The sequence below is a fragment of the Congregibacter variabilis genome (assembly GCF_045689235.1).
GTDB classification, from domain to species: Bacteria; Pseudomonadota; Gammaproteobacteria; order Pseudomonadales; family Halieaceae; genus Congregibacter; species Congregibacter variabilis.
On sequence record NZ_CP136864.1, the window covers coordinates 1,135,154 to 1,155,489 of the forward strand.

The 20,336-nt window shown below is 55.2% G+C and carries 17 protein-coding genes; 7 read left to right on the forward strand and 10 right to left on the reverse strand.

Annotated features, from left to right (window positions below; genetic code table 11):
* Positions 1-58: 58 nt before the first annotated feature.
* The 4 genes from R0135_RS05095 to R0135_RS05110 all read right to left on the reverse strand — a co-directional run bounded on the left by R0135_RS05095 (position 59) and on the right by R0135_RS05110 (position 4,672).
* Entirely contained in the window at positions 59-1,282 is a 1,224-nt protein-coding gene (locus tag R0135_RS05095; protein WP_407349172.1) for an acyl-CoA dehydrogenase family protein, read from the reverse strand.
* Between the two features lie 15 nt (positions 1,283-1,297).
* Entirely contained in the window at positions 1,298-2,536 is a 1,239-nt protein-coding gene (locus tag R0135_RS05100) for an acetyl-CoA C-acetyltransferase (RefSeq protein ID WP_407349173.1), read from the reverse strand.
* Positions 2,537-2,548: 12 nt separating this feature from the next.
* Positions 2,549-3,316, reverse strand: a complete 768-nt coding sequence (locus tag R0135_RS05105; protein ID WP_407349174.1) for a crotonase/enoyl-CoA hydratase family protein — start codon at positions 3,314-3,316, stop codon at positions 2,549-2,551.
* A 183-nt stretch (positions 3,317-3,499) separates the two neighbouring features.
* A complete protein-coding gene (locus tag R0135_RS05110) occupies positions 3,500-4,672 on the reverse strand; it encodes a dipeptidase (RefSeq protein ID WP_407349175.1) in 1,173 nt (390 codons plus the stop codon).
* A gap of 131 nt (positions 4,673-4,803) precedes the next feature.
* Between R0135_RS05110 and R0135_RS05115 the strand changes: the two genes are divergently transcribed.
* The 6 genes from R0135_RS05115 to R0135_RS05140 are packed head-to-tail and all read left to right on the forward strand — an operon-like array spanning position 4,804 to position 13,593.
* Positions 4,804-5,946: an MFS transporter gene (locus R0135_RS05115; protein ID WP_407349176.1), complete on the forward strand. Its 1,143-nt coding sequence runs from the start codon at positions 4,804-4,806 to the stop codon at positions 5,944-5,946.
* A gap of 11 nt (positions 5,947-5,957) precedes the next feature.
* A complete protein-coding gene (locus tag R0135_RS05120) occupies positions 5,958-7,913 on the forward strand; it encodes a beta-galactosidase (protein ID WP_407349177.1) in 1,956 nt (651 codons plus the stop codon).
* Entirely contained in the window at positions 7,906-9,054 is a 1,149-nt protein-coding gene (galK, locus tag R0135_RS05125; RefSeq protein WP_407349178.1) for a galactokinase, read from the forward strand. Before R0135_RS05120 ends, galK begins: the two co-directional genes overlap by 8 nt.
* Positions 9,051-10,052: a UDP-glucose--hexose-1-phosphate uridylyltransferase gene (locus R0135_RS05130; protein ID WP_407349179.1), complete on the forward strand. Its 1,002-nt coding sequence runs from the start codon at positions 9,051-9,053 to the stop codon at positions 10,050-10,052. Before galK ends, R0135_RS05130 begins: the two co-directional genes overlap by 4 nt.
* Complete coding sequence (locus R0135_RS05135; protein ID WP_407349180.1) at positions 10,049-11,473, forward strand: SLC5 family protein; 1,425 nt, start codon at positions 10,049-10,051, stop codon at positions 11,471-11,473. Before R0135_RS05130 ends, R0135_RS05135 begins: the two co-directional genes overlap by 4 nt.
* On the forward strand, positions 11,470-13,593 hold the full coding sequence (locus R0135_RS05140) for an alpha-galactosidase (protein WP_407349181.1): 2,124 nt from the start codon (positions 11,470-11,472) through the stop codon (positions 13,591-13,593). Before R0135_RS05135 ends, R0135_RS05140 begins: the two co-directional genes overlap by 4 nt.
* Here R0135_RS05140 and R0135_RS05145 read toward each other — a convergent pair.
* Together R0135_RS05145 and R0135_RS05150 are read right to left on the reverse strand one after the other, a co-directional pair.
* Positions 13,590-14,993: an L-serine ammonia-lyase gene (locus R0135_RS05145; RefSeq protein ID WP_407349182.1), complete on the reverse strand. Its 1,404-nt coding sequence runs from the start codon at positions 14,991-14,993 to the stop codon at positions 13,590-13,592. The genes R0135_RS05140 and R0135_RS05145 overlap by 4 nt on opposite strands.
* A 50-nt stretch (positions 14,994-15,043) precedes the next feature.
* Positions 15,044-16,033 (reverse strand): threonine/serine dehydratase, encoded by a 990-nt coding sequence (locus tag R0135_RS05150; RefSeq protein WP_407349183.1) that lies wholly within the window; start codon positions 16,031-16,033, stop codon positions 15,044-15,046.
* 145 nt (positions 16,034-16,178) lie between these two features.
* Between R0135_RS05150 and R0135_RS05155 the strand changes: the two genes are divergently transcribed.
* Positions 16,179-16,526 carry an ArsC/Spx/MgsR family protein gene (locus tag R0135_RS05155; RefSeq protein ID WP_407349184.1) on the forward strand — a complete coding sequence of 116 codons (348 nt, stop codon included), beginning with the start codon at positions 16,179-16,181 and terminating at the stop codon, positions 16,524-16,526.
* Between the two features lie 19 nt (positions 16,527-16,545).
* Here the strand turns inward: R0135_RS05155 and pgl are convergent, their stop codons facing one another.
* Genes pgl through glk form a run of 4 tightly spaced genes read right to left on the reverse strand, consistent with a single transcriptional unit; the run spans position 16,546 to position 20,336 of the window.
* Complete coding sequence (pgl, locus tag R0135_RS05160; RefSeq protein WP_407349185.1) at positions 16,546-17,244, reverse strand: 6-phosphogluconolactonase; 699 nt, start codon at positions 17,242-17,244, stop codon at positions 16,546-16,548.
* Positions 17,237-18,718, reverse strand: coding sequence for a glucose-6-phosphate dehydrogenase (gene zwf / locus R0135_RS05165; RefSeq protein ID WP_407349186.1), 1,482 nt, complete (start codon positions 18,716-18,718; stop codon positions 17,237-17,239). Before zwf ends, pgl begins: the two co-directional genes overlap by 8 nt.
* Entirely contained in the window at positions 18,715-19,359 is a 645-nt protein-coding gene (locus R0135_RS05170) for a bifunctional 4-hydroxy-2-oxoglutarate aldolase/2-dehydro-3-deoxy-phosphogluconate aldolase (RefSeq protein WP_407349187.1), read from the reverse strand. The genes zwf and R0135_RS05170 overlap by 4 nt, the downstream gene beginning before the upstream one ends.
* Positions 19,360-19,361: 2 nt before the next feature.
* Complete coding sequence (gene glk, locus R0135_RS05175; protein WP_407349188.1) at positions 19,362-20,336, reverse strand: glucokinase; 975 nt, start codon at positions 20,334-20,336, stop codon at positions 19,362-19,364.

Below are 20,336 nucleotides of genomic sequence, written 5' to 3' on the forward strand. Positions count from 1 at the left end.
CGCCGTGATGATGTCTATGAATTAGAAAGATGCCGAACCATAGGCCCGGCACTGTGGGTCACTCTGACGCGTAGTGGCGAATCACCTGCTTACCCAACGCCATGAGATGGACCTGATCAGAGCCATCCGCCTGGCGACACCAGCGGGCATAGTTGTAAGCCTCGGCCATGGGATAGTCCTCGGTAAGGCCACCCGCACCGTGCATCTGCATACAGCGATCAATAACCGTCTGGGCCATAATAGGCACCGACACCTTACTCGCTGCAATGAGATCCATGGCACCTTTGGCTCCGACTTCATCCATGCGCTGGCAGGTCTTGAGCACCAGCAGGCGCATCATCTCTATCTCAGAGAAGCTTCGGGCAATGTCCTCGCGCACAGACTGATGCTCACTGAGCTTGCGACCGAAGGTACTGCGTCGGGTGACCCTGTCGCAGGCCAATTCCAGGCATCGCTGCGCTGCGCCGATAAGGCGCATGCAGTGATGAATGCGTCCAGGCCCTAACCGGCCCTGAGCAATTTCGAACCCGCGGCCTTCGCCTAAAAGAATATTCTGTGCCGGCACGCGCACATCGTTAAAACGCAGCTCCGCATGCCCCATAGGTGCATCGTCATACCCCAGCGTTGTCAGAGGGCGAATAATCTCTAATCCAGGCGTACCCTTGGGAACAAGGATTTGCGACTGTTGTTTGTGACGGCTGGGATTATCCGGATCTGATTTGCCCATAACGATAAAAATACCGCAGCGTTCGTACATCGCACCCGAGATAAACCACTTACGACCATTGAGCACATACTCATCCCCGTCGCGCCGAATAGAGAGCTCAATATTCGTTGCATCTGAAGATGCTACCTGCGGCTCAGTCATTGCGTATGCAGAGCGGATGTCGCCGTTGAGCAGTGGAGTCAGCCAGGCCGCCTGCTGCTCCGGCGTACCGTACTTCATGAAAACTTCCATATTGCCGGTATCCGGAGCATTACAGTTGAACACCTCCGGACACCAAATCACCCGACCCATGAGCTCAGCCAAGGGGGCGTAATCCAGATTGCTTAATCCATCGTGGTCTACATGCTCCGCCAGCTTGGGCGGCACAAACATATTCCACAGGCCGGCCTCTCGAGCCTTGCCCTTAAGCTCATCCATAATCGGCAAATAGCCAAAGCGATCTTCGGCGGCATCCAGCTGCTGGCGATAGCGCTCTTCGTTGGGGTAAATATGCGCGTCCATGAACGCGCGCAAACCGTCCTGATAGGCCAATGAGGCTTTACTGAATTCGTACAAGTACCCTCTCCCAATTTAGGCGGCAATCCGCTCGATGATAATCGCAGGCGCCATGCCGCCTGCGGCACACATGGTCACCAGACCAAACTGTTGATCGCGACGCTCCAGTTCATCAAGGATCGTGCCGATCAGAACAGAGCCCGTGCCGCCGATGGGATGTCCCAAAGCCATGGCTCCGCCGTTGACGTTTACCTTACTCCGATCCAGATCGAGATCCCGAATAAACTTTTCGGCAACCACCGAAAAGGCTTCATTGATTTCGAATAGATCGATATCCGACAGACTCATACCCGCTTTCTTAAGCACCTTCCGCGCCGCGGGCACCGGAGCATTAAGCATCAGGGTCGGGGAGTCACCCATGTTTGCCATAGCCACCACACGGGCCCGGGGCTTCAGCCCATGCGATCTCGCATAGTCGGGGGAAGCAAGCAACAAGGCTGCCGCCCCATCCACGACGCCTGAGGAGTTGCCGGCATGATGGACATGCTTGATTGCAAGATCCGGATACACCTGAGCCACCAGCTTACGAAAAGTCGTGCCCTGCTCATCCAGTGGATAATCCGCGATAGGCTCGAAGGACGCCTTCAGTGCTGCAAGCCCTTCAAGGGTGGTTTCCGGACGAGGAAACTCCTCTTTATCGAGCGCGACACTGCCGTCGGGATTGAGAACTGGAACAAGACTGCGATCAAAATATCCGTTTGCGATGGCGGCTGCTGCATTGCGCTGTGAAGTAATCGCTAACGCATCCAATGCGGTTCTGGGGATATCCTCCAAAGTCGCAATGGCATCGGCACAGACACCCTGATGTGGCTGAGGGTGCATCTCACGCAGATGCAGATTGTCGTTATCCATAAAAGGCGACTGGCTGGGATCGGATCCGTAGAGCGACATCATCTCGCAGCCACCAGCAACCACCAGGTCTTCCATGCCGCTCATAATCGACGCCGCAGCAATATTCACCGATGTGATGCCCGACCCACAAAAACGATCCAGAGTTACTGCTGAGCTGCGTACGTCATAGCCTGCATCCAGCGCCGCCATGCGCGCAAGATCCCCACCCTGGGTTCCACGCTGCCAGCTGGTACCAAACACGATGTCATCTACGTCAGCGGTATTAATGCTGTTGCGCTCGGCGATCGCCCGCAGAACCGTCGCGCCCAGATGCTGAGGGTGTAAATGCGCTAATGCGCCCTTGCCTTTTTTTCCAATACCACGGGGGGTCCGACAGGCGTCAATAATCCACGCTTCGCTCATATCCCTAAACTCCTATTTGCCTTTCCAATTGGGTGCGCGCTTTTGCGCGAAGGCTGTTGCGCCCTCGATGGCATCTTCACTGGTGAACACGTGCCCGACAATTTCCTGCTGCTTGGCGAACATCTCATCGCTATTCCAGTCCTGCGCACCCGATACCGCCTTAAGGCTCGCCGCAACGGCCAAAGGACCGTTCGCCGCAATGCTCTTTGCCAGTTCGTGAGCGCCTTCCAGGGCCTTACCTGTCTCAGAAATACGGTTAATCAAACCCAGTTCGTAGGCGCGAGCGGCGCTGATAAATTCACCCGTGAGCGCCAATTCCATGGCAATGCGTGAGGGGATCTGCTTGGGTAGCTTAACCAATCCGCCCGCTGCCGCTGCCAGTCCCCGCTTGACCTCGGGAATACCGAACTTACTGCTGTCAGAGGCAACGATAAGATCACAGCTGATCGCAAGCTCAAATCCGCCCGCCAGCGCATAACCTTCGACGGCGGCGATAATGGGCTTGCTCGAACGATACTCCGTTAGCCCTGCAAAACCGCGGCCTTCCACCTGAGGGAGCTCCCCGGTTACAAACGCTTTGAGGTCCATACCTGAACAGAAGGTTCCACCAGCGCCGGTAAGAATCGCAACGCGTAAGCTGTCATCTGATTCCAGCTCATCGATCGCAGCAGCGACACCCAACGCCAGGGCCCGATTAGCGGCGTTTTTAGCCTCAGGACGATTGAGGGTTATTACCAGAACACCATCGATCTTTTCTGTGAGAACTTCCTTGGCTGACATGCTTAGCTCCTTTTTTTATCTCTGAAATTTTTGTACGTGTGCTGTGCGCCGTGCAGGCTACTCAGCATGAACGGTCAGCGGCAAAAAATTTGCGACAGGAATTGTGCATCGCGAGACCCCAAGCTCCAATGGCGACAGCGCTCGGCAAAGTAGTCCGTAGGTGACAACTGTAAGTCAGCGCAATTAACCGCCGCTCCCGGGAAGCGCTTTTTGAAGGAAGCTAAGCATATTGCCGCCCATCACCTTGCGGATCTCGTCCTCGCTAAAGTTTTGATTGAGCATCTCCTGGGTGAGCGCCGCGAGTTCCGAGGTATCAAACGGTACGGTGGTAGAGCCGTCATAATCTGAACCCAGGGCGACATGATCGACACCCACAAGATCAATACCGTAGCGAATAGCCCCAACGATCCCGGCGGGAGAAACCTTACAAACAGCAGCATCCCAGTATCCTACGCCGATCAAACCACCACCGGCTGCAATTTGTTGCATAAGGTCATCGCTAATGTTTCTAGGTGTCGGACAGTAGCCCTGAAAGCCCGTATGGCTTACCACCAGCGGCGAGTCACTCATAGCCAGAACATCACGCACACTTTGCTGTGAAGAATGCGCAACGTCGATAATGGCACCGCGTTCATCCAGTCGCTGTACAACCTCCCGACCAAAGGGACTGAGCCCGCCTCCGCCCGTACCGTGCAAAGATCCTCCCAAGGCGTTATCAAAAAAATGATGCAGACCAAACATACGCACTCCTGCGTCACGCAAGCGGTCTATATTGCTCAGCGAGTCATCGAGAGCGTGGGAGCCCTCAATACCCAGCAAGGCACCGATCATGGGCACCCCTTTTGCACGCGCTTCCATCACCGCCTCGAGATCATCTCGATCACGCAGAATTCGCAGCGACTGTGGGTCATTGGCTTCGATCTTTGCCAGTTTCTGCGCCTGTAACAGGGCTCGCTCGGTAAGACTGGACCAAGTGGCCATTGGCCAGCGCTGAATGAGTGCCACGAGGGTAATATTATCGCGGGCTTCAGCATCGTTGCTCTCGTAGTTTTGACCCTTGGGCGAGCGCGTAACAAAGGTGAACGCCTGGAGTGCAACATTGGCATCGCGAAGCCTCGGCAGGTCAACGTGACCTCGATCGGCCCGTTGAGTAAGATCCCGCGCCCACAAAGTACTATCCGTATGTAAGTCACCAACGACGAGATCAGCGTGCAGGGCTCCAGCCTCTGCAGATATCGCATAGGGCTCATGATCCAGCACCTGATTCAGCGACTGCTCGAGCCGTCCCGGCCCAACGCTAAAGCCAATAGCCGCAACCAACGCGACACCAAGAGTGACCATCAAAATCCATCGCATTCTATAACTCCTCTGTTCGAGCTTTGTTCCTATAGTAACGCGCAAACCCCGCTTATCGCTTGATCTTAAGCATGCTTGCCCCGTAGGGTGTTCGCCCTACGCTACCGCCCCTCGCATTTGGATACGACTTTTTGAACGCCAGACTTCTCAGCCTTGTTTTTGCACCCTTCGCCCTCGGCACCAGCGCGTTCATCTACATCGGACTCATCGAGCCCATGTCCAAAGGCCTGGGCGTGGGTATCGCCAGCGTCGGTCAGCTACAAACCGTATTTGCGCTTGCCTGCGGTATCGGCGGACCTCTCCTGGCCCGCCTTCTCGCAAAGTTCGACCGTAAGCGATTACTGCTATGCGTCCTGAGTATTCTGGTCCTTATGAATATCGGATCCGCCGTGGCACCGGACCTGATCACCATGGCGAGCATTAGATTCGCGGCCGGCTTTTTTGCCGCGCTCACTCTGCCCCTGGCATCAACATTAGCGGTTAGCCTTGTTCCCGAGGCAAAGAGACCCAAAGCCATAGCAAGCGTGCTGGCAGGCTACACGCTGGCATTTCTCATTGGCATGCCCATTGGCAGCATTCTGGGTGACGTCTACGGCTGGCGCGCGGCGTTCTGGCTCGCGGCCGGTATAGCAGCTACCGCATTGCTGGTGGTCGGCATTTTTGCGCCCGCACACATTCATGTTCCTCAGCCCGGTGACTCCAGCTTTCGACGGGCTCTTCAAGGCGAGAACCCCAAACTCTTGATCATCAACATGCTGGGCTTTGCTGGCACTTTCGCGACAGTCAGTTATATCGGACCGGTGATCACCGCCTCTACGGGCGTTACCGGGTCGGGGATTGCAGCCATTCAGATATCTACAGGTATTGGCAGTCTCCTGGGGTTGCCGGCCGGCGCCATGCTTGCCCGGCTCAGCGCGCGTACTGCGCTGACAACACTACTGGCTGTGGTTTTGCTAACGCAATTACTGTTTTCTGCGGGCATGCTTTTTAATCTGGCTGCATTCTCAATTCCAGTTCTGGTATTCACCATGGCGTTCAACTCCGCCGCACTGTTTGGTACCTCCCCGGTCATCCAAACACAACTGGCCAAAGCAGCAGGTCCCGCAGCAACTATTGCCTTCGCTTTGAATGGATCCATGATTTACTCTGGACAGGGTGTCGGTTCGTCTATAGGCGGCGCTGTTACCAGCTCTGTTGGACTGGGATGGACCGGCCTTGCCGGTGCCACTGCGGTATTTGTGGCTTTGTTGCTTACACGACGATTATCTGGTTAATGAGGTAAACCATGGCTCTAGCGTCTATCGGCGTCTGTTACTACCCTGAGCACTGGCCGCGCGATACCTGGGCCGAACAGGCGCAGACCATGCGCAGCGGTGGCATAGAGCTTGTGCGAATAGCAGAGTTCGCCTGGTCACGCATTGAACCAAGCCCCGGACACTTTGATTGGGAGTGGCTGGACTGCGCCATAGACACGCTCGCCGCCCAAAGCCTGCAAATCATCATGTGTACACCCACAGCCTGCCCACCGCTGTGGCTCATCGAACGCTATCCCGAGATCCTTCCGGTGGACAGCAATGACAATGTGCGGCGCTTTGGTTCCCGACGGCACTATAGATTTGCAAGCTCGGTATATCGCTGTGAATCCACGCGGATCAGCCAAGCAGTCATCGACCGCTATGCCACACATCCGGCTATTGTGGGCTGGCAACTCGACAACGAATATGGATGCCACGAAACGACACTTAGCTACGCCGAGGATGACGAGCGTGCGTTTCAGCGTTGGCTGGAAACACGTCATGCTGATATCGACGCATTGAACGAGGCCTGGGGCACAGTGTTTTGGAGTCAGGAATACCGCAGCTTTGCCGAGGTTGGCCGCCCTAACCTCACGGTCACTGAAGCCAATCCGGCTCACCGACTGGACTACTGGCGTTTCGCCTCTGAGCAGGTACGCGACTTTAACGCTGAGCAACGACAGCTACTTAGAGATTCCGAGGGGTCGGACCGCTGGGTGACGCATAACTTTATGGGCAACTTCGTCGAATTTGATCACTTTGACGTCGGTGAAGATTTGGATGTAGCCACCTGGGACAGCTATCCCCTGGGATTTCTTGATCAAGGCTGGTTTACCGACGATGAGAAACTCCGTTATCGGCGCATAGGTCATCCGGACTGGGCCGCGTTTCATCATGATTTGTATCGCGCGGTGTGCCGTGGTCGATTCGCAGTCATGGAACAGCAACCCGGCCCGGTAAACTGGGCGCAGTCAAATGCACAACCTCTGGACAGTGCACCAGCATTTTGGGGCATGGAAGCTGTCGCCCACGGAGCCGAATTCGTTAGCTACTTCAGGTATCAACAGTTACCTCGGGCTCAAGAGCAAATGCACGCCGCGTTGCGATTGCCCACCGGCGAAGAGGCACCTGCCTGGTCTTCTGTGAGCCAACTGGCGCAGGAGCTGGGCAGACTGCCCGCCTTCGGCAGTCATCAAGCGCCCATCGCTCTTCTCTTTGACTACCCATCCTGCTGGGCAGGAACGATTCAGCCTCATGCCCCCGGCATGGATCAACTTGAGAGTACTTTCCATTACTACTGTGCCGCCCGAGCCCTGGGTTTAGATATCGACATCGTTAATACAAAGTCGAATCTGCAGGGTTACAAGATGCTCATTATTCCAGGCACCGTAATAGTGGATGCGGCTTTTATAGCTCGGGCAAAAACTGCCGGTGTCAGCTGCCTCGTCGGCGCTCGCAGCGGCTCCCGAGACGAACACTGCGCACTACCACAGGAGCTCGCCCCGGGGCCGATCCAAAGCGTCATTCCTGTGCGTGTACTTGCTGTAGACAGTATGCGTCCCGGCGCGACGCGATCATTTAACTATGCAGGGCGCAGCTTTGAATCCACCCGCTGGCACGAGTCTGTGGAAAGCGATTCCGAACCACAGATTCGCTGCGACGATGGTGCAGGACTTTGGTATAGCGCGGGAAGTAATCACTACATTAACGCGCATGTTCCCGAAGCGTTTCTGACAATGGTTATGCAGGAGATTCTCGCCGAAGAAACCATTCAATACGAAGCTCTACCTGAGGGCTTCCGCATTCGTCGTCGCGGGCCATTGATATTCGCATTTAACTTCTCTCCCGAAACCCGCCACTTCGAAGCCAAAGATGCTCACCGCATCCTGGGAAGCTCACAGATCAGTCAAGGGCAATATGCGATCTGGCAGCATGCAAATGACTGACTCTGTCACTGCCTTGCTTCAAGCATTGGGAAAATCCCTGGAAAAGCTCAGCACCTCGAAGCCGGTGTGGGCCGCCCAAGCACCTGGGAGAGTCAACCTCATTGGTGATCACACAGACTACTCCCAAGGCTTCGCGCTCCCCATGGGTGTCAATCTCTACACCCTTGCCATCGCAGCCCCGGGCGCGGCGGGCAGTGACGCTATTCGTATTTTGAGCACACGCGAAGGTGAAGCTGTACTTCCCCTGGACGGTGAAAACCCCCGCCGCGGCGACTGGACAGACTACCTGCGCGGTGTTTTGGAACAATACCGCAAGCGCAATGTTGTAATACCCGCCATGGATGTGGTCATCGGAGGCAATCTTCCCTTGGGAGCGGGCCTATCCAGCAGCGCCTCGTTGGAACTATGCTTTGCCACGCTCGTTGAATTAGCAAGCGCCCATCCAATCCAAAAGATGGAGCGGGCGCTTCTATGCCAGCAAGCAGAGCATGACTACGCCGGAGTGCCTTGTGGAATCCTTGATCAGTTCGCCGTAAGTTTTGCCAAAGAGAATCAAGCCATGCTGCTTGACTGTCGCGAGCGCAGTATTCAGCCTGTAAACATTCCCTCTCAGCTGAGAGTGGCCATTGTAGATTCAGGCGTCAGTCATGCGCTTGCCGACGGCGGATATGCCACTCGACGGGCGCAGGTAGAAGCCGCCCAGGCGCAGCTGGGAAGCTCCCTCCGGGACGCTTGCAGTAAAGATCTTGTCAAAATAACGGACGACACCATCAGGGCCCGCGCCCGTCATGTGATCAGCGAAAATGAACGCGTACTCGCGTTCGCTCAAGCCTTAAAAAACGATGATATGCAGACTGCCGGTCAGCTGATGTACGCGAGCCACGAGAGCCTGTCCAGGGACTTCGCAGTTAGCTGTGATGAACTTGACACTCTGGTAGAAGCAGCACGGGAAGCTGGCGCCATAGGTGCGAGAATGACCGGCGGCGGCTTTGGTGGATCTATGATCGCCTTTGTCGACATCGGGGGCGAGGCGACATTTGAGCGCATCGTCAGCAAAGGATTCACTGATGCGGGCTTTGGCTATGCACAGATTCGTTGGGTTACAGCGGTCGCCGGCGCCCAGGCGTGGGAATGGATATGAGTGACAATCAGCCACATCGTCGCTACAACCCGCTGAGTGACCGCTGGGTACTGGTTTCCCCACAAAGAGATCAACGCCCCTGGCAAGGCCAGGTAGAAGCAACTCCTGATAAAGAGCCTTCCTACAGTAGCGACTGCTACCTGTGCCCCGGCAATGAGCGCGCAGGCGGTCAACACAACCCCAATTACACCGATGTCTTTGTATTCGATAACGACTTCCCGGCATTACTAGACGACACCGAAGCCACCGAATCAAACGACACGCTTTTTAAGGCACGCAGTGTAAAAGGCCGCTGCCGGGTGATCTGTTACAGCCCAAGACACGACCTGACTCTTGCGAGCATGAGCGAACAGCAGCTTCACGCTGTCATCAGAACCTGGGCACAGGAGACGGCTAAGCTCAGTGAGGATTACGAGCATGTGCAGATCTTTGAAAACCGCGGAGCAACCATGGGCTGCTCCAACGCCCATCCCCATGGTCAGATTTGGGCCCTGAACGATCTTCCCAGTGAAATCATAGTAGAGGGCCGACAACAGTCTCATTACTACGAAAAGCACGGCTCGCCAATGCTACTGGATTATGCGCGCAGGGAACTCGATAGAGCCGTGAGAGTTGTTTGCAGCGATGACCACTGGATAGCGGTAGTTCCCTGGTGGGCCACCTGGCCCTACGAGATTTTGCTGCTGCCATTGCAGCCGGTAGCCACGCTTCCAGAACTAGGCACCGGGCAAAGGAATTCTCTGGCAGAGATTCTAAAACGCTTGCTGTCTGCTTATGATCAGCTTTTCTCCGTGCCCTTCCCGTATTCCATGGGGTGGCACGGCGCGCCGAACTCCGGCAATAAAAATTCCTGGCAGCTGCATGCGCACTTTTTTCCACCATTGCTTCGTTCAGCAACAGTGAGAAAGCACATGGTGGGATTCGAGATGCTTGGCGAGTCTCAGCGAGACTTAACGCCAGAACGCGCAGCAGAACACTTACGCAAGGTTATGTCATGAATACACAGATCGTGGTCTTCGCTGCTATTACCGCTGCCATCGCCGTCTTTACCTATCTGCAGTGCCGTAAAGCCCCCCGAAGTGGAGACGATAATGCGGAGTACTTTCTGGCGGGACGAACGCTGTCCTGGTACTTCATTGCCGGCTCCATCACCCTAACAAACCTCAGCACAGACCAACTTGTGGGTATGAACGGCAACCAGATGCTGCTGTTGGCCTGGTGGGAACTCGCTGCAGTGGTCGGCCTGCTGATTCTGGCCTTTGTGTTTGTCCCCATCTACTACCGCTACAACTGTGCCACCACCACCGAGCTTCTGGAAAAACGCTACGGAAAACAATCTCTGCGCTCTTTGGTGTCGATTCTTTTTCTTCTGGGGAACGTGTTTTTATATCTTCCGATCATGCTGTACACGGGCTCGCTGTTTCTCAAATCCATGTTCGGCCTGGAGGCGTCAACTCTAACTATCGCCTGTGCGCTGGCGACTCTGGGCTCGTCCTACGCGATTTTTGGTGGCCTGCGCGCAGTCGCCGTATCAGACACACTCAGTGGAATAGGACTACTCAGCCTGAGTCTCCTGGTGGTCTGGCTATCGTTGGACGCCATCGACTTTGATTTCTCAGGCATTCCCGCGGAGCGTCTAAGCATGATTGGTGGACCGGACTCGCCCATACCGTGGACGACGCTGTTCACGGGAATGCTGTTTATTCAAATATTTTACTGGAGCACCAATCAGACCATCACCCAACGCGCCATGGCGGCGCCGAGCGTCAAAGAAGCACAACGCGGGGTTCTTGCCGCCGCCGCAATACGCCTGCTTATTGTTCCGGCAATTATTGTCATCCCCGGTATCTGCGCCTACAAACTGTATGGCGATATAGGCGATGCCACCTTTGGCAGATTGGTGGGCGATCTGTTGCCGGGATGGCTTTCCGGCACTTTCGCGGCGATGATGGTCGCAGCAGTCCTTACCAGCTTTAACAGTGTTCTGAATTCGTCTTCAACGCTTTATGTAATCGATCTCCACGAACCCTACGTGAACAAAAACGCGAACGTACACAGACTCAACGTAATGGTCTCCATTGTATTCGTCGCCTGTTCATTGGTATTGGTGCCCGTCTATGATGGAGCCGAAAGCATCATCAATCTGGTGCAACAGCTCAATGGTTTGCTGAGTATGCCCATTCTGTCGGTGTTCATTGTAGGCCTGGTGTTTAGTGGTGTTGCGGCTGGTGCGGCAGGAACTGCATTAATCAGTGGTGTCGCGCTTTATGCGGTCTTCTCTTTTCTATGGACACCAATCCACTACATCCATCTTATGGCAATCACCTTGTTGTTCTGTATTGCGGTGGCCCTGATTAGTAATCGACTCATCTTTCAAGGCCAGGCCAAGCTCTCGTTCGGAAAGGCATTGCCGGTGTGAAGCTTCATCGCCTCGATGCAGGCCCCAGCACCATGGTTGTGGATTGTCGCAACCATCGGTTTCAAATCTGCTATCTGGGCAGTTTGTTACCACCAGGTCTGGATCTGACTGAAATCCCACTGCTCACCAGTGCCTGCACGCCCCACGGTGAGCTTGACGGCGAACTCTTCCAAGACGGATTTCCTACGCAGTACGGGCAATCACAAACCCAGGCAGCCCTGCTAGCCCGACGCAATAATCGAGCGCTACTTATTGAGCTCAAGGTAACTCGCTGTCACTCTGACGCGGGAATATTGGAGCTGCACTTGGAAGATACCCAGGCCAGGGTCTCCGTGGAGCTAAGCTTTGAGGGCTTGGCAAATGGTGTGTTTAGCAGTCGCTGCACCGTGACCAACAATGCGACAGACACACCGTTACAGATCGACTGGTTGGCCTCTATACATTTACCTTTGCCATCGACACATAACGAAGTGGAGCGTTACGGCGGCTTCTGGGCTAACGAACTTTTATGCGAGCGAGTACCCCTCACTGGATTTTCTCTTGATATCAGCAGCCGCCGGGGACGTAGCTCGCATCAGAGTTTTCCCAGCTTAATCAGCGGCGAAAAAGGGTTCAGTCAACAGCGCAAGCAAGCGCTACTGGTAACCCTCGAGTGGAGCGGTAATCACCGACTGCGTATCGAGCGCGCTCCTGCAGGCGGCCATTGTTTGCAGGCAGGCGTTGAGCTTCAGGCCGGTGAACTCTGCGTTCCACCCGGTGAGCAATGCAGCGGCCCAGCTGCCTTGTTTGCACTGAGCGATCAAGGCATTAACGGTCTACGCAGTCAGTTTCAAAACTACTGGTACGCGCGGAAAAACCTAAAACCAACAATGCAGCGCCCGATTCACTTCAACAGCTGGGAAGCAAATTATTTTGTGCATGACGCCGTGAGCAGTTGCCTGCTCATGGACGAAGCAAAGGCGCTCGGGGCCGAACGTTTTGTACTGGACGATGGCTGGATGGAGGGCCGAGTGGGAATCGGTGTCGGACTTGGGGATTGGACTCCCTGTCGTAGCCGTTATCCCGATGGCTTAAAACCCCTTGCGGCACATGCCCGCAAGCTGGGCATGTCCTTTGGGCTATGGGTAGAACCTGAAATGGCAACTCTCGATTCTCAAGTGACTCAGGAGCACAAAGATTGGCTGGTTAACATTCCGGGGCGCGCCCTGGTATCAGGGAGACGGCAGTACCTTCTCAATATTTGTCTTCCTGAGGTTCGAAACCACATTCTCAGCTGTCTTGAGCGACTGATCAAAGATTGCGAACCAGACTATCTCAAGTGGGACATGAATCGGGACCATGCGCAGGTGGGCTTTGGCAGTGCAGCCACACCAGTAGCGATGACCCAGGCCTGGTACGAATTACTCCAGGAATTAAACACCCGGCACCCAGGGATTACCATTGAGTCCTGCGCTGCCGGAGGTGCCCGCACCGACGCAGGAGCGCTGGCGCGCAGTCAGCGCCTCTGGCCCAGCGATAGTATGGATCCACTACAACGCTTTGACGTTATGAAGCATGCAAGCACGGTACTTCCACCGACCCTGCTGGGAAGCCATGTAGGAGCCAGTCCCTCGTCTACGTCGGGAGCCAGCCTCCCTTTATCGACTCGCTGCGTTGTTGCGCTGCTCGGGCATATGGGACTGGAACTTAGTCCCAGGGAACTGACCAAAGAGGAGCGCTCGACCGTCCAACGTTGGACGCGCTTCTTCAAAGCAGAACGCGATAGCCTTGCAGGCGCAGAGTTTCACTATCTTGACACGCAGGAACCCGGCATCGAGTCTCTGTTGTTGTGGGACGCAGACAAGACCAGAGGGCTACTCTTTATTCTTCGCCAAAGCTATCCAATAACTGCGCAGCCTCCAATACTCAAGCTCCCGGCATGTCTGAGCGGGAGATACTTTGATGTAGAGTTACTCAATCCCGAAGACGCGGATTTTGTGCAGCAAGACATAGACTGGCATAGAGGCGGCGCCTGGTCAGCAGCTGGCGACACGCTGCATCTTGCGGGGCTTCGCGCGCCCTTTCTTCGCTATGGTCACTGCGCACTGATACAGCTGCGACCGCGACCCAATCTGGCCTAACACTCTACAAAGTTCACCGGTACCGCGAGCACGTTGACCGCAAGACCGCCACGGGCTGTCTCTTTATATTTGTCCTGCATGTCCCGGCCCGTATCACGCATTGTCTTGATGACCTGATCCAAGGAAACATAGTGCTCCCCGGAACCTCGAAGTGCCATGCGCGCCGCTGATATAGCCTTTATAGCCCCCATGGCATTGCGTTCAATACAGGGCACCTGCACGAGCCCTCCGATGGGATCACAGGTCAGCCCAAGATTGTGCTCCATAGCGATCTCAGCAGCGTTTTCGACCTGCGCCGGCGTCCCGCCCAAAGCATCGGCCAGCGCTGCAGCAGCCATAGAGCAAGCCGAACCCACCTCGCCCTGACAACCTACCTCTGCCCCAGAAATAGAGGCGTTGATCTTGTAAAGAATCCCCACAGCCGCCGCCGTCAAAAAGTAACGGCAGATATCGTCTTCGCTACTACCCTGGCAGTGCGTCAGGTAGTACTTAAGCACCGCCGGGATGATTCCCGCAGCGCCATTAGTGGGCGCCGTTACTACCCGCCCCCCCACCGCGTTTTCTTCATTCACAGCCAAGGCATAGAGTGTTACCCAGTCCATGGTGTTCAGCGACGGGTCGCCAAAATTGTTCGACTGACTCTTCAGTTGCCGGTGAAGCTGCGCGGCACGCCGACGTACCTTAAGGCCGCCGGGCATGATTCCTTCAGTGCGACATCCTCGATCAATGCAGGCTTCCATTACCCGCCACAGTTCAAGTAGCCTGCCGCGAATCTCCGTTTCCGGGCGCCAGGCTTTTTCGTTTTCCATCATCAATCCGCTAATAGACAGGCCGTGCTCACGGCACTGCGCCAAGAGTTCATCCGCCGTACTGAAGGGATAAGGCAAAGGAGTGGGATCATCCACGATGAGCTCTTCTCCCGATGCGGCGGACTCATCCACCACAAAGCCCCCGCCTACGGAATAAAAAACCTCGCTCGACAAGCTACTGCCTGTGTCATTAAAGGCGCTAAATCGCATTCCGTTGGCATGAAAAGGCAGTGACTCCTGTCGATGCATGATCATGTCATCGCGATAGCTAAAGCTGATGCGATGCTTGCGCAGTAGGTTGAGTTCGCCATGTTCGCGAACTGCATCGACGCAAGCTGCGATATCGTCCACATTTACCGACTCCGGAAGCTCCCCCATCAAGCCCAGAATAATCGCTTTGGGTGAGCCGTGACCGGCGCCGGTAGCGCCCAGAGAGCCAAACAACTCTACAGTCAATCGCGATACACGCGGTAGTAAGTCAGCGTCCTGTAGGCCAAGAGCAAAACGCTGGGCCGCCACCATGGGCCCCACGGTATGGGAGCTCGAGGGCCCGATGCCCACTTTGAATAAATCAAAGGCGCTGATGCTCACAAGCTGACTCTCATCGCTGTCATAAGATACATCCCTGACCGATTTGGCATCTAAGCGTCCTCACAAAGGATGGCCGCAAATACCCGAGGATCCACATTACCACCACTGAGCATCACAGCGACGGACTGATACCGTTCATCAAGCTTACCTGACAAGAGTGCCGCCAAGGCCACCGCTCCACCAGGCTCAATCACGAGTTTGAGAACTCGAAAGGCATATCGCATGGCGGCCTTAACCTCTGTTTCAGATACCACCAGGCCGCCGGTCAGCAAACGTTGGTTAATAGGAAAGGTTAAAGCGCCGGGCGTGGGTGACAACAGCGCATCGCAAATAGACGAGCGGGCTGTGTCTGCGGCTTCACGATTGCCAGAGACGAGGGAGCGAGCATGATCATCGTAGTACTGTGGCTCCACACAAAAAATGTCGGTATGAGGACTCAGAGCCTCAGCTGCAAGCGCACAGCCCGCGGTAAGTCCACCCCCACCACAGCAGATCAACAAGGCGTCTAAAGACTGCGACTGTGCGGCGGCATCCTGAAAGATCTCGAGACCGGCGGTACCCTGTCCCGCGATAATATCCGGATCATCGTAGGATGGAATAATCACGCCACCGTCGCGCTCGGCCAGGGCATAACTAATAGCCTCCCTATCGTCGCGATAGCGATCGTAGGTAATCACCTGTGCACCCAGCGCCCGTGTGTTTTCAAGCTTTATGGCCGGCGCATCTTCCGGCATAACAATACGCGCCGGCACGCCTTCAAGCTTTGCCGCTGCGGCTATACCCTGAGCATGGTTGCCGGAGGACCACGCAATCACACCAGCTTCGCGCTCGGCAGGAGTCAGTTTTGCAATGCGATTGTAGGCGCCACGGAACTTAAAGCTACCACTAAGCTGCAGAGTCTCGGGCTTTAGGAATACCCGCCTTCCAAGCTGTTCATCCAGGAAAGAATTTCGCAGCAACGGCGTACGCACCGCGCAGGGGGCGATGCGCTGTGCGGCGCTCTCAATATCAGCAAAAGAAGGCTTTTCTACGATGTGCATGTCAGAACCTTGGAAGACAGGAAGCTTATCCTAAACCCTGCGCATGCCAACTATGAAGCCTTTATCGACTCAGCTACGGAGACACTTCCCACGGCCAGCTCTCTGACCGATAATTCATCGCACTTTTCACTAAAACGGTTCAAATATGCCTTACACACTCATACATCACACTGGCTGCGGTTCGTCGAAGAAAGGGCTCGCCCTGCTTCAGGAAAACGGCATCGAACCCCAGGTACGCAAATACATGAACAAAAGCGACATGCTCAGCGAAGACGAATTGCGTGATATCGCCAAAAAGATGGGAAAGGTCAGCCCCCGGGCTTTTCTTCGAGAAAAAGACGCCGTAAAACTAGGACTGGCAGATACAGCGAGCGACGATGAGGTCTTCGCGGCCATGGCCAAAGACCCACGACTTATTCAAAGACCCATAGGTATCAATGGTCGCAAAGCTGTACTGGGCCGTCCGAACGAGCAGCTGCTGGATATCGTCTGATCGCGCCTGCACTGGGCGACTAGGGCGCCCAGTAAACGTCTGCCCGTGGTGACTCACTGGCAATCACCGCGGCTATGGGCAGGCGCTCGGGGTCTCGCTCGGCGCTGGCTTTCTCCCAAATAGCTCGTTTCTCATCTCCCACCAGATGCACCAGCAAATGTCGTGTATCAAATATTCTGGGCAGCGTCATGCTCATGCGTGCATGAGGAGCCACCGGAGGATCAACGGCAATCAGGGTATTCCCGCTGTTTAAATCAAGACCTGGCTTAAGGGTTTCACTATCGGGAAAGAGGGATGCAAAGTGCCCATCGCCGCCCATCCCCAGAATCATCACATCAACCGTGCCCAGATCAGCCAGCCGCTCGCTAACCGACTCCACCGCATCCCGAGGATGCGCGTCTTCAGTCACCAGCGGAATAAAATTTGCGGCGGCGGCCGGCCCCTGAAGCAGGTTCTCCTGAACCAGACGATCGTTGCTGTCTTCATGCGATGGGGGCACCCAACGATCATCAGCCAAGGTGATAGTCAGCTTGGACCAATCAATCGCTTTATGAGCCATAGCCTGAAAAAAGCCCTTAGGCGTGCTGCCACCGGAAACGACCAAACTAGCCTTCCCGCGAGTCGCTATTGCCTGCTGCAACACAGCGGTTACAGCTTCCGCCATCATTTCATCAAGGACAGAGCGGCTCTCGAACTCTAAAAAATGCGTATCAGACATGCCAGCTTCTTCCGTCTTTTTCAATAAGTAGCTCGCCTTTGGTCGGTCCCCAGGAGCCAGCCTGATAGGGCTGCAGTGTCGGCGCTCGTTTTTGCCAGGCATCGATCAGTTCGTCACACCAGCGCCAGGACTCTTCAATTTCCTCTCGACCCACAAACAGCGATTGATCTGCGTTAATTGCGTCAAGAAACAGCCGCTCGTAGGCGTCGGGGATTCTGTCCAGTGCCGAGGAACTCAGGAAGTCCAGATTAAGGTTCTTGGTAACCAGCCCCATTTTGTTACGCAGGCTGTGCTGTTTGGAGACCATCTGCATTTCGATACCCTCGTTGGGCTGCAAACGAATAACCAGACGATTCGGCACATCCTCGCTTCCCGCACCGGCGAAAATATTGTGCGGCAGTGCCTTGTAGGTGATCACGATCTCGGTGAGCTTTTCGGGCATACGCTTACCCGTGCGCAGGTAAAACGGCACTCCTGCCCAACGCCAATTATCGATGAACGCCTTGAGTGCTACATAGGTTTCGGTCTGACTGTCTTGCGCGGGACAGTCGTCTTCCTCAAGATAACCTGGCACCGATTCCCCGCGAAGCCATCCGGCAGCGTACTGTCCCCGAACCGCATGATCCTGCACGTTGCTTTCATCGATGGGACGCAGCGCGCGAACGATTTTCACTTTTTCGTCACGTATACCTTCCGCGGTCATGGAATTAGGCGGCTCCATAGCCACAAGACACAACAGTTGCATCATATGGTTTTGCACCATATCGCGAAGCTGTCCGACGCCATCGTAATACGACCAACGACCTTCGATGCCAATAGGTTCGGCTACGGTAATCTGCACGTGATCCACGCAACCCTGGTCCCACTGGGTGTTGATAAAACGGTTACCAAAGCGCATTACCAGCAAGTTCTGCACAGTCTCTTTACCGAGGTAGTGATCTACGCGATAAATCGCCTCCTCAGAAAAGTACTCAGCCACCTTGTCATTAACGTCTTTGCAACTCTCCAGATCGTGACCAATGGGCTTTTCCAGCAGCAAACGCCGATCGCCACTCAAACAGCCGGTTGCACCCAGATGCTCGCAAATGGGACCGAACAATGATGGCGGCGTTGCAAGATAAAACAGAGCCGCGCGACTTTGCGTGAGCATGTGGCTCAAGGCGCTAAAATCATCAGCACTGCTGAAGTCAATTCGATGGTAGACAAAGCGCGAGGCGTAGTGAGCCCACTGCTCTTCTGACCAGCGGCTATCATCAACATATTTGCGCACCCGAGCTTTGATGTCGTTCAGAAAGGTCTCCAAAGAGATATCTTCTCTCGCCAGAGCATGTATGCGCACGCCCGCAGGCAGCAACTCGCAGTTGTCCAGGTGATATAAGGCAGGAAAAAGTTTTCGCGCAGATAAGTCGCCCCGTGCGCCGAAAATCAAAAGATCCATCCCTGCATCCATGTGATCTACCGTGGTGGTGCTCATGATTTAGTCCTAAAAGCAGTTACATGATCGACCGCCTCGCGAGCGAGCTTGGTCACCCCGGCCCAATCTTCTGCCGCAAGCAATGCAGAGGGGGTCAACCATGACCCTCCTACGGTTATTACAGACCTCAAAGCCAGATAATCATCAATATTATGCAGGCCAATGCCGCCCGTGGGACAAAAGTCGACGTTGGGAAATGGTCCGGCAAATGCCTTTAGAGCAGCCGCTCCACCCGAGGCTTCTGCGGGGAAGAATTTCAAACAGTCAATACCGTGGTCCAGGGCACGCATCAACTCACTCACCGTAGCAACGCCGGGTATGAGAGGCACGCTCGAATCTGCTGCTGCGTCCAGGATCCCCTGAGTTAAGCCCGGTGTTACTACAAAGCGGCTACCCGCATCTACCGCTGCCTCAAAATCTCTGGCATTGATGACTGTCCCCGCCCCCACAATCGCATCCGGCACAGCCTCACTGATTGCGCGGATCGCCGGCAGACCGGCAGGCGTCCGAAGGGTGACTTCCAGTACAGGGATGCCACCATCCACGAGCGCTCTGGCAAGAGGTATCGCATGGTCCAAATTCTCAATAGCCAGCACGGGCACCACCGGTGCCTGGGAAAGAATATCTCTCGAATCTCTCATTGTTAATGCCTACTTTGCAAAGATTGAAGTGCGCCGAACAAACCCGGATTCTCGCGCGTCACCACGCGTGTGGGTATGTCATTGAGGTAATCACGAAAACGACCCTTGGCGAGAAAACGTTCACGAAAATCGCTCTGGCGCACAAAGTCCAAAATACGCGGCACGATGCCACCTGCGATGTACACCCCTCCAAGCGCGCCATAAGTCAGCGCCAGATTACCTGCCACACTGCCAAGTACACGACAAAAAACCTCAAGGGCCTCTACCGCCACAGGGTCATCGGCAGCGAGCGCCGCTGCGCTGATATCGGCAGGTGTGGCGTGGCGCTGTTCGGCACCATGCATCTGCGACAGCGCCCAGTAAATATTTTGCAGACCGGCCCCAGAAAGCACACGCTCCGCAGAGACACGACGGTAGCGGGTGAGGAGCAAACGAATAATCTCTATCTCCTCATCTCCAACGGGAGCAAAGTCAACGTGGCCGCCCTCGCCAGGCATCACAATCACCTGGCTCTTTTTCGGCAGCACTCCGCAAACACCAAGTCCGGTTCCCGGACCCAGCACGCCAATCACCTTATCCGGCCGCGACTGGCCCCCACCAAGCTGCTCCCAATCGTCTTCAGAAAATCGAGCGGCGGCATAGCCAATAGCTTCAAAATCATTAATCACCTGTAGATTTGGAATATCCAAACTAAAGGCCAGGTCCTTTCGATCAATCACCCAATCACTATTAGTGAAGGTCACAACATCACGGTCCGTGGGGCAAGCCACCGCGAGACAGCCATCGATCGGCCGCTGATCCCAGTCACCCGAGGATTCAATTTTGGACAGATACAACTGCAAGGCCGAGCTAAAGGTTGGATGATCGGCAACGGACACCGTCAGTAAATCGCTGATCTGCCCGGTGCTCACGTCACCGAGTGCAAAGCGCGCGTTTGTACCGCCAATGTCTGCTAACAAGTGCCAGGACTTAGCCAC